At 76.4% G+C, this 12,346-nt stretch carries 10 protein-coding genes; 5 read left to right on the forward strand and 5 right to left on the reverse strand.

The features are described 5' to 3' along the window. Nucleotides 1–2,250, forward strand: coding sequence for a SpoIIE family protein phosphatase (locus tag ACI79A_RS07985; RefSeq protein ID WP_457081768.1), 2,250 nt, complete (start codon nucleotides 1–3; stop codon nucleotides 2,248–2,250). A gap of 71 nt (nucleotides 2,251–2,321) precedes the next feature. Beyond that, nucleotides 2,322–3,329 (forward strand): Acg family FMN-binding oxidoreductase, encoded by a 1,008-nt coding sequence (locus ACI79A_RS07990; protein ID WP_457081770.1) that lies wholly within the window; start codon nucleotides 2,322–2,324, stop codon nucleotides 3,327–3,329. Nucleotides 3,330–3,403: 74 nt separating this feature from the next. On the opposite strand, the gene ACI79A_RS07995 is transcribed toward ACI79A_RS07990, so the two are convergent. From ACI79A_RS07995 to ACI79A_RS08005, 3 genes are all read right to left on the reverse strand, one after another. Beyond that, nucleotides 3,404–5,695 carry a HelD family protein gene (locus ACI79A_RS07995; RefSeq protein ID WP_457081773.1) on the reverse strand — a complete coding sequence of 764 codons (2,292 nt, stop codon included), beginning with the start codon at nucleotides 5,693–5,695 and terminating at the stop codon, nucleotides 3,404–3,406. A 213-nt stretch (nucleotides 5,696–5,908) separates the two neighbouring features. Then, nucleotides 5,909–6,334 carry a DUF1810 domain-containing protein gene (locus ACI79A_RS08000; protein WP_457081775.1) on the reverse strand — a complete coding sequence of 142 codons (426 nt, stop codon included), beginning with the start codon at nucleotides 6,332–6,334 and terminating at the stop codon, nucleotides 5,909–5,911. A gap of 24 nt (nucleotides 6,335–6,358) precedes the next feature. Next, on the reverse strand, nucleotides 6,359–6,982 hold the full coding sequence (locus tag ACI79A_RS08005) for an antibiotic biosynthesis monooxygenase (RefSeq protein ID WP_457081777.1): 624 nt from the start codon (nucleotides 6,980–6,982) through the stop codon (nucleotides 6,359–6,361). 207 nt (nucleotides 6,983–7,189) lie between these two features. On the opposite strand from ACI79A_RS08005, the gene murJ reads away from it, so the two are divergent. Beyond that, a complete protein-coding gene (murJ, locus tag ACI79A_RS08010) occupies nucleotides 7,190–8,785 on the forward strand; it encodes a murein biosynthesis integral membrane protein MurJ (RefSeq protein ID WP_457081779.1) in 1,596 nt (531 codons plus the stop codon). 63 nt (nucleotides 8,786–8,848) lie between these two features. Continuing rightward, nucleotides 8,849–10,012 carry an ATP-grasp domain-containing protein gene (locus ACI79A_RS08015; protein WP_457081781.1) on the forward strand — a complete coding sequence of 388 codons (1,164 nt, stop codon included), beginning with the start codon at nucleotides 8,849–8,851 and terminating at the stop codon, nucleotides 10,010–10,012. Here the strand turns inward: ACI79A_RS08015 and ACI79A_RS08020 are convergent. Further along, nucleotides 10,002–10,841, reverse strand: coding sequence for a hypothetical protein (locus ACI79A_RS08020; RefSeq protein WP_457081784.1), 840 nt, complete (start codon nucleotides 10,839–10,841; stop codon nucleotides 10,002–10,004). The genes ACI79A_RS08015 and ACI79A_RS08020 overlap by 11 nt on opposite strands. Before the next feature lie 51 nt (nucleotides 10,842–10,892). Next, entirely contained in the window at nucleotides 10,893–11,933 is a 1,041-nt protein-coding gene (locus ACI79A_RS08025) for a glutathione S-transferase family protein (protein WP_457081786.1), read from the reverse strand. A 106-nt stretch (nucleotides 11,934–12,039) separates the two neighbouring features. Here ACI79A_RS08025 and ACI79A_RS08030 point away from each other — a divergent pair, with 106 nt between their 5' ends. After that, entirely contained in the window at nucleotides 12,040–12,291 is a 252-nt protein-coding gene (locus tag ACI79A_RS08030; RefSeq protein ID WP_457081788.1) for a hypothetical protein, read from the forward strand. Nucleotides 12,292–12,346 lie beyond the last annotated feature (55 nt).

Genomic DNA, 12,346 nt, shown 5'->3' on the forward strand with positions numbered 1-12,346 from the left:
GTGAGCGCGGACACCGGGTCCCGCACCCACCCCGACCTGGCCCGGTTGCTCGAGCAGGACGTCACCGACCTCTACGAGCACGCCCCCTGCGGGTACCTGTCCACGCTGCCCGACGGCACGGTGGTCAAGGTCAACCAGACCTTCTGCGGGTGGATCGGCCGGCCCGCCGCCGAGGTGCTGGGCGTGCAGTTCGCCGACCTGCTGACCGTGGGTGGCCGGGTGCTCGTCCAGACCAACCTGGTGCCGATGCTGCGCACCCAGGGGGCGGTGCGCGAGGTGGCGCTGGACCTGCTGCGGGCCGACGGCGGCACGGTGCCCTGCCTGGCGCACGCGGTCGAGGTCCGCGACGAGGCAGGCCGTCCGGTGCTCACCCGGCTCACCCTCTTCGAGGCGACGGTGCGGCGCCGGTACGAGGCCGACCGGCTCGCCGCCCAGCGCGCCGCGGAGGAGTCCGAACTGCGTGCCCGGACGCTCCACCAGTTCGTCTCGGAGCTGGCCGCCGCGGTCACCACCGCCGATGCCGCAGACGTGGCCGTCCACCGCGCCCGCCGCGCCGTGCGGGCCACCGGCGCCGGGCTGTGGCTGCTGGACCGCAACGGCCGTCGCCGCAGCGACGACGCCCGCGTCGAGCTGACCGCCTGCGAAGGGCTCGACGAGGAGATGTGCGCAGCGCTGACCGAGACCGCCGACGGCCGGGCGGAGCTGGTGCTGGGGGAGGGCGTGCGCACGGTCCCGGTGGCCGATCCGTTGGCGCAGGCGTGGCCCCGGCTGGCCCGCGCCGCGACGGCTGCCGGGTACACCGAGCTCGTCGTCGTCCCGGTGACCGCCGACGAGACCCCGCTGGGCGCCCTCGTGGTGGCGTTGGGCGAGCGCGCCGAGAACGAGCTGATCAGCCTGCAGGAGCCCACCGGGCACCAACGCCTCGGCGCGGCCGACGTCGACCTGCTGGCCACCGTGGGCCGGCAGGCCGGTCAGGCGCTGGAGCGGGCCCGGCTGCACGAGGAGACGGCGCGGCAGGCCGAGCGGGCGGCGTTCCTGCTCGACGCCGCCCGGTTGCTCGCCCGGGCCACCGGCGTCAGCGAGACCGTCGAGCGGCTGGCGGAGATGGTGGTGCCGCGGCTGGCCGACGTCTGCCTGCTGGACCTGGTCACCGACACCGGCGCCGCCCGGGTGGTCGCCCGGCACGGTGACCCGGACCGCCAGCACCTGGTCGACGCGCTGCGCGCCTGGGCACCCCCGGTGCGGGAGCTGCCGTACCCGGCCCGGACGGCGATGGCGGAGGGCCGGACTCACTGGTTCCCGGTGGTCACCGACGAGTGGCTGGCCGGCGTGGTGCGCCACCCCGATGAGCTGGCCGCCGTGCAGGCGCTGGAGCTGGCCGGGGTGGTCAGCGTGCCGCTGGTGGCCGAGGGGCGGGCGCTGGGTGTGCTGACCGTCTCCGCCGACCGCCGCCGTCGTCCGCTGACCGCCGCCGACGTCGAGCTGGTCGAGCAGCTGGCGTTGCAGGTGGCGCTGATGATGGCCAAGGCGCAGCGCTACGAGCTGGAGGCGCGCACCTCGCACACCCTGCAGGCCACCCTGCTGCCCCCGCCGCCGCCCCAGGTGCCCGGCATGCAGGTGGCGGTGCGGTACCTGGCGGCGACGCACGGCGTGGAGATCGGCGGGGACTTCTACGACGTCGCGCCGCTGCCCGGGGACCACGTGGCGATCGCCGTCGGTGACGTCGTCGGGCACGACATCACCGCCGCGGCCACCATGGGCCAGCTGCGCAGCGTCTACCGGGCGCTGCTGGTGGAGAGCCCCTCGCCCACGGCGGTGATCGACCGGCTGCAGGCCAGCTGGCCGCTGCTGGGGCTGCAGCGGATGGCCACCGCGCTGTTCGCCACCCTCGACCTGCCCACCGGCCTGCTGCACGTCGCCTCGGCCGGGCACCCGCCGCCGTTGCTGGTCACCGACGCGGGCGCGGAGTTCCTGCCGGTGCGGCCCAGCCGGATGCTCGGGGCCCCGGCCTCGGCGCCGGTGGAGTGGAGCGGCGTGCTCCCGCCCGGCGGCACCCTGGTGTTGTTCACCGACGGGCTGGTGGAGAGCCGCAGCACCGACATCGACGCCGGGCTCGAGCGGCTGCGCGTGGCGGCCGGCCGGGTGCCGACCGCCGACCCCGACGAGCTCTGCGACCGGCTGCTCACCGACCTGGCCGGCACCCACCGGGCCGACGACATCGCGCTGCTCGCCCTCACCCGGAACCGCTGACCCCCCTTCCCCGCGCGGGACCGGGACCTTCGGCCCGTGACCGCCGGCCCCGCGCGGGGGAGGGTGGGGGCGTGGCGCACGGAGAGGGGACGGCGATGCTGGACGCGGACCGGTGGACGCAGGTGGTCGAGCGGGCGGTGCGGGCGCCGTCGATCCACAACACCCAGCCCTGGTCGTTCCGCGCGGACGGCGACCGGCTGGAGGTGCGGCACGACCCGTCCCGGGCGCTCCCGGCGGTCGACCCGACCGGGCGCCAGCAGGTGCTGAGCGTGGGCGTCGCCGTCGAGTTCGCCGTCGTCGCGCTGGCCGCCCTGGGTGCTGCCGCCGAGGTCGAGGTGCTGCCCGACCCGGCCGACCCCGAGCTGGTCGCCGTCGTCCGGGTCACCGGCGAGCACGAGCCCAGCGCCGCCGACCAGCGCGCCGCGGAGGCGATCGGGCAGCGGCACACCGACCGGGCCCGGTTCCTCGATCAGCCGCTCCCGGCCGGCCTGGTCGAACGTCTCGAGCGCACCCTCGGGCGGGACGGCGTGTGGCTGAAGCTGATCGACCACAGCGAGGAGGAGACCGCGGTCGCCACCCTGCTGGGCGAGGCCGAGGAGTCCGAGCAGCGCGACCCGGCGTACCTGGCGGAGCTGCGGGCCTGGACCCGCACCGACCCCGCGTCGCCGGACGGGGTGCCGGCCGCCGCCGTCCCGGACGGCGAGCAGCGGACGGCGAACATGCCGGTGCGCGACTTCGGCACTGCCCGGCCGGCCCCCGCGGCGGTGCCCGACGACGACGACCCGCCGCCGCCGGTGGAGCACCCCTCGGTGCTGCTGCTGGGCACCGTGGCCGACGACCGTGCCGCCTGGGTGCGCGCCGGGATGGCGCTGGGCCGGCTGCTGCTGGAGCTCACCCAGGCCGGGCTGGTGGCCTCACCGCTCACCCAGGCGCTGGACCAGTCCTGGGCACGGGCACGGCTGACCCGCCGGCTGGACCTGGTCGGCCACCCGCAGATGCTGCTGCGGCTCGGCGCCCCGTCCGGCGCAGCGGTGTCCAGCGGCCGCCGCCCGGTCGCCGAGGTCCTCACCCTCGCCTGACGCCGCTCCGCTGTTCGGCCCTCTCCAGGGGCCCGCCCCGAGCGTGCGAGGGGTGGGGCGGAGAGGGTCCTTTCTCAGTCGTCGGTGAGGCGGGAGAGCTCGGGGGGCAGCTCGCCCGGGTGGACGACGGCCATCCGCTGGGTCGCCCGGGTCAGCGCGACGTACAGGTCGCTGTGCCCGCGCACGCCCTCGTCCAGGATCGCCTGCGGGTCGACGACGACGACCGAGTCGAACTCCAGCCCCTTGGCCTCCACCGGCAGCAGCACCACGGTGCCGCGGGAGGAGTCGGCGGCCGGGCCGGTCTGGGCGCCGGGCAGCGCGGCGGCGACGGCGGCCTGCCGGCTGGGCGGGACGATGACCGCCGCGGTGCCGCCCCGCGCGGCCAGCGCGGCGGCGATTTCCGCGGTCCGGGTCGCCAGCGCGTCCTCCCTCACCCGGTGGGCGGTCGGCGGGACGCCGGTGCTGCGCACCGAGCGGGGCGCCGCGGTCACCGCATCGCTCGCGGCCAGCACGTCGGCGGCGACGTCCATGATCTCGGTCGGCGTGCGGTAGTTGACGGTCAGCTGGGCCAGCCGCCACTGCCCCTCGGCGTGCGGGCGCAGCGCCTGCGCCCAGTCGGTCGCGCCGGCCAGGCTGCCGGTCTGGGCCAGGTCGCCGACGACGGTCATCGACCGGGTCGGGCACTTGCGGGCCAGCAGCCGCCACGCCATCGGGGAGAGCTCCTGCGCCTCGTCGACGACGACGTGCCCGAAGGTCCAGGTGCGGTCGGTGGCGGCCCGCTCCGCGGCGGTGCGGACGTCGACCTCGGTCTCCCGGTCGGCCAGCATCTCGGCGTCGAGCAGGTCGACGGCGGTGAGCTCCTCGCTCTCCTCGTCCTCGTCGGCGTCGTGCGAGCGCGAGCCGTGCAGCAGGTCGAGGGTCTCCTGCGCGTGCTCACGTGCCTGCCGACGGCGCCGGGCCTCCGCGGCCCGCTCGGCGCTGTCGTCGTGGCCGAGCAGCTCGTCGATCTCCTCCAGCAGCGGCACGTCGGCCGGGGTCCACTCGGCGTCGGCCGGGCGGTGCAGCAGCGCCCGGTCCTCGTCGGTCCAGCCTCGGGTGGCCCGCCGGATGCGGTCGGGGTCGGCCAGCAGGTCGCGCAGCAGCTGCTCGGGGGTGAGCACCGGCCACATCTCGTCGATCAGCGCGCGCACCCCGGCGTCGGCGGCCATCTCGCGGCGCACGTCGTCGACGTCCCGGCGCGACAGCAGGCTCTCCGCGCCGCGCACGTCGTTGCCGATCCGGCCGAGGAACCGGTCGGTGACCAGGTCGACCACGGCCCGGGCGAACGCCGGGCGCGCCAGGTTGTGCATCCGCGAGGCGCGCCGGCCCACGGTGCGGCAGCTGGTGAGGTCGGGCCCGCGCAGCCCGATCCGCACCCCGTCGATCACCAGGTCCCGACCGCCGCGGGGCACGACCTCCCGGTCCCGGACGGCGGCCTTGAGGACGTCGACCATCGCCAGCCGGCCCTTGAGCTCGGCCACCTCGGGCGCCTCGGTGCCGCGGGCGTCCAACCCGGGGCGCAGCTGGCCCAGGCCCGACAGCAGGACGCCGGTCTCACCCAGCGCCGGCAGCACGTCGGCGATGTAGCGCAGGAAGGTCGGCGTCGGGCCGACGACGAGCAGGCCGCTGCGGGCCAGCCGCTCGCGGTGGGTGTAGAGCAGGTAGGCCGCGCGGTGCAGGGCGACCGCCGTCTTGCCGGTGCCCGGCCCGCCCTGGACGACGAGCACGCCGCGCACGTCGCTGCGGATGATCGCGTCCTGCTCGGCCTGGATGGTGGCGACGATGTCGGTCATCCGGCCGGTGCGCTCGGCGGTGAGCGCGGCCATCAGCGCGGCCTCGCCGGTGAGCTCCGGGCCGTCGCCGCGCGCGGGGTCGACGGTGAGCACCTCGTCGTTGACCGCGGTGACGGTGCGCCCGCGGGTGCGGATGTGCCGGCGCCGGACGACGCCCTCGGGCCGGAACGCGGTGGCGGTGTAGAACGGCCGGGACGCCGGGGCCCGCCAGTCGACCAGCGCCGGGTCGCCCGCGGGGTCGTCGGCCGGCAGCCCGACCCGGCCGATGTAGAGCGGCTGCGGCGCCGCCTCGCGGTCCAGCCGGCCGATCACCAGCCCGTGCTCGGCGGCGTCCAGCGCGGTGATCCGCGCCGACTGGAACCGGGCCGCGGCCTCCCGCTCACCGAGGGACTGCGGGTTGATCACCGGCATGGCCAGCGCCTGGCGGAACCGCAGCACCGCGAGTTCGCGGGCGGCGTCCAGCCGGCGGTACAGGTCGGCGACGGCCGGCTGCTCGGCCGCTAGCTCGGTGTCCTGCCGAACAGGGTCCTGCACGGAGTCGTCCGCGACCCCGGCCGCCGGTGAGCTCGACAATTCCGGTCTCTCCCTGTTCGTCCGTCGTCGTCCGCGGGGCGTCCGTCCCGCCACCGGGTGGTTCGCGGCGACCAACGATGCCCTGCCGGTCGGTGTTCCGCCCAGCGGTCGGAGATCCTCCCCGAGCGGGCCGACCAGGTCTCCCACCGGGGACCCGGTCGGAGACGGAGGCCGTCAGAGGCGGGTGAGAGTGGCGTCGTCCCGGTCGCCGGCGAAGAAGCGGTCCAGCACGGCGCCGAAGGCGGGCTCCGCGGTGACGGCGGCGAACAGCGTCATCGACGAGCGCAGCTTCTGCGCGTCGACCCCGCCGAGGACGTCGACCGGGTCGCTGGTGCCCAGGTCGAGCAGCGCCCGCGCGCACTCGACCAGCCGCGGGCCGAGCACCGGGTGGGCCAAGTAGGCGCGCGCCTCCTCGGCACCGCCGATCGCGTACCGCTGCGCCATCGGGCTGCGCCCCAGGCCGGCGACCTGCGGGAAGACGAACCACATCCAGTGGCTGCGCTTGCTGCCGGCGCGCAGCTCGGCCAGCGCCTGGGCGTAGGTGCCGCCGGCCTCCTGGGCGTCGACGAAGCGCTGGAGGTCGAACGGGTCGTCGCTCATGCGGCGATCATGACCCGCGGCAGGTCACACCGTCTCGGGCACCCGCAGGTGCGCCACCGACAGCGCGTACTCGCTGACCTCCTGGACCGTCGTCCGGCTGGCCCGGCTGAACTCCTCCCGCAGCGCGCCCCCGGGGTCGACCGCCCGGGCCATCGCCGCCCGGTCGGCGTAGGTGACCGTGGTCGTGGTGCGCCCGGAGAGCCGGTCGACCAGGAAGCTCACGCTGCAGAAACCGGGCAGCTCCTCCAGCCGGGGCAACAGGCTGGTGCGCACGGTGCCGAGGACGTCGTCCATCGAGGCCGGTTCGTGCAGCGCGCCGCGCACCACCCGGCAGCAGGCGCCCTCGCCGGCCGGCCGCACCCGGTGCATCACCGCGATCTCCCAGGTGGCGACCATGGGCACCGCGTCGAGCAGCTCGCCGAACCGGGCGCGGAAGCTGCGGGTGCCCTCCGCGCTGGCCTGCAGGGCGCCCTCGCTGTCCCAGGCGCTGGTCAGCACGCAGCGTCCGTTGCGGTGGTTGGTCAGCAGGGAGAGGCCGACGCAGCCGGCCATCGGCTCCACGGCGGGGAGCACCTCGTCGCGCACGTAGTCGACGGCGGCGTCGATGGCGGCGGGGTCGCCCCGCACGGTGGTGGTTCGGGCGAACATGACGGGCCTCCGTGCCGGGCGGCGACGCCTCGGCCACATCGCCGCGAGGCTCCGACTGTCCCCGCGCCGGGTCGGGCCCGGCGCCCCGGACGGCGTCGCCGGACCCACGGCACGGCGAGCCGTCACCGACCGCCCCCAGCCCGGCACCCGGTCGGCGGGGAGACACCCTGTCCCGACCGTCGACGGCGACCCGGATGATGGACCGCCGTGACCACCGGCCCGGATCCGCGCGCACGGCGCACGCGTGGCCCCGGCCGCGGCATCGCACGGGCGGCCACGCTGCTGGTCTCGCTGACGGCGGTGAGCCAGGTCCTCGGTTTCGTCCGGGACGCGGTGATCGCCGCGGTCTTCGGTGCCGGTGCCGCACTGGATGCCTACCTGGTCTCCCAGGGCGTGATGAACCTGGTGCTCGCGCTGGTGGCGGGCGCGCTGGCCCGCGCCGTCGTGCCGCCGGTCAGCCGTGCGGCGGCCGACGGCGAGCGGGAGCGGGCGGGCCGGACCGTGCAGACGGTGCTCACCCTGGCCGTGCTCGTCCTCGTCGCGGGCGCGGTGCTCGTGCTGCTGGGCACCGAGCAGGTGGTCGCGGTGCTCGCGCCCGGGTTCGACGAGGAGACCGCGGCGCTGGCCGTGGAGCTGACCCGGATCGTGCTGGTGGCCGCGCTGTTCATCGCCGGCACCGACATCCTCGCTGCCGCGGCCCAGGCGCACGGCCGCTTCTTCGGGTCCGGCGTCCAGGGCGTCCCGTTCAACCTCGTGATGATCACCGCGGCGCTGTGGCTCGGCCCCCGCTGGGGCGTCGAGGCGCTCGCGCTCGGGTTCGTGGTCGGCTCGGCGGTCCGGTTGCTGACCCAGCTGCCCGCCGTCCGGTCCGCGGGCATCCGGTTGCGCCCACGGCTGGCGCTGCGCGACCCCGACGTGCGCGAGGTGCTGCGCCTGACCCCGCCGCTGCTCGTGGGCAGTGCGGTGGTCAACGTGAACACCCTGGTCGACCGGGCGGTGGGGTCGAGTCTGGGCGAGGGTGTGATCACCTCGCTCAACCTGGGCTTCCGGCTGGTGAGCCTGGTGGAGTCGCTGCTGGTGGCGACCGTCGTCGCCGCGCTGTACCCCGCCTTCAGCGCCGCCGGTGGCGCCGAGCGCCGGGCGGAGCTGCGGGGGCTGGTGGACCGGGCGCTGCGCGTCCTGCTGCTGGTGCTGGCCCCGGTGACCGCGGTGCTGGTCGTGGCGGCGCGCCCGCTGGTGGAGCTGGCGTTCGGTCGCGGCGACTTCGACGCGGCAGCGATCGCGGCGACCAGCACCGCGGCCGGGTGGTACGCCGCGGCGATCCTGGGCATGGCACTGCGCTCGGTCGCGTCCCGGGCCAGCCTCGCCGTGGGTGACCGCCGGTCCCCGACGCTGGTCGCGCTGGTGGCGATGGCGGTCAACGTCGTCGGTGACCTCACCCTGGGTCTCGCGTTCGGCATCGCCGGCATCGCCGCGGCGACCAGCCTGTCGCTGCTGGTCGCGGCCGCGCTCGGGCTGGCCCTGCTGGCCCGCCGGCACGACGGGGTGGCGCTGTCGGCGCTGTCGGGGTCGCTGGCCCGGCTGGGCGGCGCCGCCCTCGCCGGTGGCCTCCTGGCGGCGGTGCTGCTGGCCTGGCTCGGCCCCGACGAGGGCGGGCTCGTGGGCTCCCTCGTGCGACTGGCCGTCGCCGGGGCCGCCGTCCTGGTCGCCTACCTTGGCGTCCTGGTGGTGCTGCGGGCCCCGGAGCTGGCCGAGCTGCGGACGTTGCCCGGTGTTCCGCGCCGGGCCGGCCGCCGGTCCTGAGGGCGCCGCTCGGAAGGTCGAGGGCGCCCGCACCGCCACCCGTCGATTGGTAGCGTGCGGCCAATGCCTGCGCCCCGCCGAGCTCTCGTACTCACCGCCGGCCGGGCACGGGGCTCCCTCGCCGCGGTCCGCGCGCTCCACCGGGCGGGGTGGACCGTCGGCGTCGGGACGCCGGACGGCGCCGGGATGGTCACCACCTCCCGGGCCTGTGCCCGGCCGCACGTGGTGCCCCGGCCGCGCGGGGACTGCCGGGCGTTCCTCGAGGGGGTGCAGCGCGCCATCGCCGAGGGCGGGTACGACGTCGTCTTCGGTGGCGGTGACGACTGGATGGCCGCGCTCTCCCTGCTCCGGGACGGGGTGCCCACGGCGGTGGCGCACCCGCCGGCGCAGATCGTCGCCGCCGCGCTGGACAAGGTCGGGCTGGTCGAGCGGGCGGGCGCCGTCGGCCTGGCCGCGCCGCGCACCGAGCCGGCCACGGCGGAGGCCGTCGCGTCGTGGTCCGGGGCGGCCGTGGTCAAGTGCCGGGCCCACTGGCGGCCCCAGCACCGGCACGAGCACCGGATCGAGGCCCGCTGGTACCCGGACGCCGCCCGTGCGGCCGACCGGATCGGGCTGCTCCGGGACGCCGGCCTGGAGCCGGTCCTGCAGCAGCCGGTCGACGGCGAGCTGATGGCGCTGATCGGGCTGTTCTCCGACGGGCGCCTGCACGGGCGGGTGCAGCAGCGGTCACCCCGGCTCTGGCCCACCCCGACCGGGGTCTCCTGCCGGGCCGAGACGGTGCCGGTCGAGGAGGACCTGGCCGACCGGGCGACCGCGCTGCTGGCGGACCTGGGGTGGTCGGGTCTGGTCGAGCTGCAGTTCCTGCGGGACGGCGACGGCGTGCCGCACCTCATCGACCTCAACGGGCGCTTCTTCGGCTCGATGGCCCTGGCCAACGCCGCGGGGGCGAACCTGGCGGACGCGTGGGGACGTCAGGTGCTCGGCGAGCCGCCGCCGGTGCTGCCCGACGCCCGCGCCGGGGAGCGCTTCCTGTGGACCGCGGGTGACGTCCGGCGGGCGGTGGCCGAGCGGCGCGGCGGGTTGCTGGCCGACGTCGGCTCGACGCTGCGCTGGCTGCCGGGTGCCACCACCAGCGTCTGGGACCCCCGCGACCCGGCGCCCACCGTGGAGCTCGTCGGGTCGCGGCTGCGGGCCCGCCGGAAGCCGACCACGCCGGTCAGCCGCTGACCCCAGCCCGGCCACCGGTCCGCCCGTCACGGGACTGCCGGTCACCGGGCTGCCGGTCGCTGGTGTGCCGGTGCCACTCCTCGGTCGCCTCGCCGAGGGCCACCGCGGTGGTCAGCCGCAGCGTGCCGGCCAGCCAGACGAGCAGGTCGTGCAGCCGCAGCCGGGTCAGCGGCACGCCCAGCAGACGGACGGCGTCCTCCAGCGCGGCGAAGGCCAGCGGGTTGGTCCGCAGCTCCCGGTGGGCCACGGCCGCGACGCCGCTGTCGCCCTCGCGCAGGTGGGGCACCGTCTGCAGCCAGGTGGGCCGGGCGAGCAGCGGCACCAGGCCGGGGTGGCGGTGGTGCAGCGCGGCCAGCACGTAGCGCGGCCGCGGCTCGGGCAGCTCGGCCAGGCCGCGCAGGTGCGCCCCCACGGTGCCCGGCTCACCGAGCACGGACAGCTCGTCGTCGGGGAGGTCCCAGAGCGCCCGGCCCGCGGCCCGCTCGGTCAGCGCGTCGGCGGTGGGCTGCGCCTCGTCCAGCGCGCGCCGCACGGCCGCCCAGCCGGCCGGGTCGAGCCGGCCGTGCAGCCCCTCGGCGACCAGGACGTCGTCGTCACCGAGCGGGCCGGAGGGCACCGGCCGGGCGTCGAACCGATCGTGGCCGAAGGCGGCCACCTGCACCCACCGGCCCTCGCGTTCGATGGGGGAGCGGTACCGCAGCGGCCGGCGTCCTCGGACGTAGCCCAGGACGGCGGCCAGCGCGGTGTCCCACGGGAGCGGATCGGGGCCCGCGCTGGGTAGGTCGAGGGAGAGCCGGACGGCGTCGTCGGCGTGCACCGTCCCGGTCATGCCCGACAGCATGCGCCCGGCGCCCCGGTGGTGGGGCGCCGGGCGCGACGGTCAGCGGTGGCCGATGCCGCCCGGGCCGTGCTCGGGCGGGATGACCTCGCCGGGGATCGGCGGGCCGGGCGGGGTGCCGTCGCCGAACGGGCGGCCGCCCAGCTCCTCGCGGTGGTGCGGGGTCAGCCAGACCGACGTGTCCGGGCCCACCGGGATGATCTGGGTCGGGTTGATGTCGGCGTGCACCACGTAGTAGTGCTCCTTGATCTGCGGGAAGTCCGTGGTGTCACCGAAGCCCGGGGTCTGGAACAGGTCGCGGGCGTAGCCCCACAGCGCCGGCATCTCGGTCAGCTTGCTCCGGTTGCACTTGAAGTGGCCGTGGTAGACGGCGTCGAACCGGGCCAGCGTGGTGAACAGCCGGACGTCGGCCTCGGTGATGGTGTCGCCCATCAGGAAGCGGCGGGTGGTGAGCCGCTCCTCCAGCCAGTCCATCGCCGTCCACAGCCGCTCGTAGGCCTTGTCGTAGGCGCGCTGGGAGCCGGCGAACCCGCAGCGGTAGACCCCGTTGTTGACCTCGGTGAAGATCCGCTCGATGACCTCGTCCATCTCCGCGCGCAGGTGCTCGGGGTAGAGGTCGGGGGCGCCGTCGCGGTGGAACTCCCACCACTCGGTGGAGAAGTCCAGCGTCATCTGCTTGAAGTCGTTGGTGACCACGGCCCCGGTCGGGACGTCGACCATCGCCGGCACGGTGATCCCGCGCGGGTACTCCGGGTCGCGGGCGAAGAACGCCTGCTGCAGCCGCTCGTAGCCCAGCACCGGGTCGCGGCCGTCGGGGTCGAGGTCGAAGGTCCAGCTGCGCTCGTCGTGGGTCGGGCCGCAGATGCCCATCGAGATGACCTGCTCGAGGCCGAGCAGCCGGCGCACGATCGCCGCGCGGTTGGCCCACGGGCAGGCCCGGGCGATCACCAGCCGGTAGCGCCCGGCCTCGACCGGCCACCCGCTGGAGCCGTCGGCGGTGATCCGGTCGGTGATGTAGTTCTGGTCGCGCTGGTAGTCCTGACCCTTTTCGACGTAGCCGCTGCCGCTGTTCGAGGTGCTCACCGCCCCAGCCTCGCCGACGGCGCGCTGTCGCGCGCGCCGACCCGGCCGGATGCCGCCGGTCGTGGAGTCGGGTGGATCACGTCGGGGCGGCCGCTAGCCTCGGGGGATGGCCGCCGCCCCGTTCCGTCCTCCGTGGTTCGCCCACCCCGTGCTGCCGGTGGTGGCCGGTGGCGCTGCCCTCTACAACGCCGTCCAGCTCGTGCTGCGGTTGGTCGACGGGCTGTGGGGCGAGGCGTTCCTCAGCTTCGCGTGGTGCGCCGTCTTCGGGTACGTGATGGTCGAGTCGCTGCGCTTCCGCCGGGAGCAGGAGGCGGCGCAGGCTGCGGCCGACGACGGGACCACGCCGCCGGCGGAGTGATCGGCCCCGGTGGACCGATCGGCCGCGGGTGGGGCAGCACCACCCCGGACGCCCC

This window comes from Modestobacter sp. SYSU DS0657, assembly GCF_054050925.1.

Excerpts from the sequence above, each read along its gene's own strand:
- ACI79A_RS08030 (WP_457081788.1), top strand. The coding sequence starts at position 12,040 with ATGGCCGCCGCCCCGTTCCGTCCTCCGTGGTTCGCCCACCCCGTGCTG.
- ACI79A_RS08000 (WP_457081775.1), bottom strand. The coding sequence starts at position 6,334 with ATGAGCGACGACCCGTTCGACCTCCAGCGCTTCGTCGACGCCCAGGAG.
- ACI79A_RS08020 (WP_457081784.1), bottom strand. The coding sequence starts at position 10,841 with ATGACCGGGACGGTGCACGCCGACGACGCCGTCCGGCTCTCCCTCGAC.
- ACI79A_RS08015 (WP_457081781.1), top strand. The coding sequence starts at position 8,849 with ATGCCTGCGCCCCGCCGAGCTCTCGTACTCACCGCCGGCCGGGCACGG.
- ACI79A_RS08005 (WP_457081777.1), bottom strand. The coding sequence starts at position 6,982 with ATGTTCGCCCGAACCACCACCGTGCGGGGCGACCCCGCCGCCATCGAC.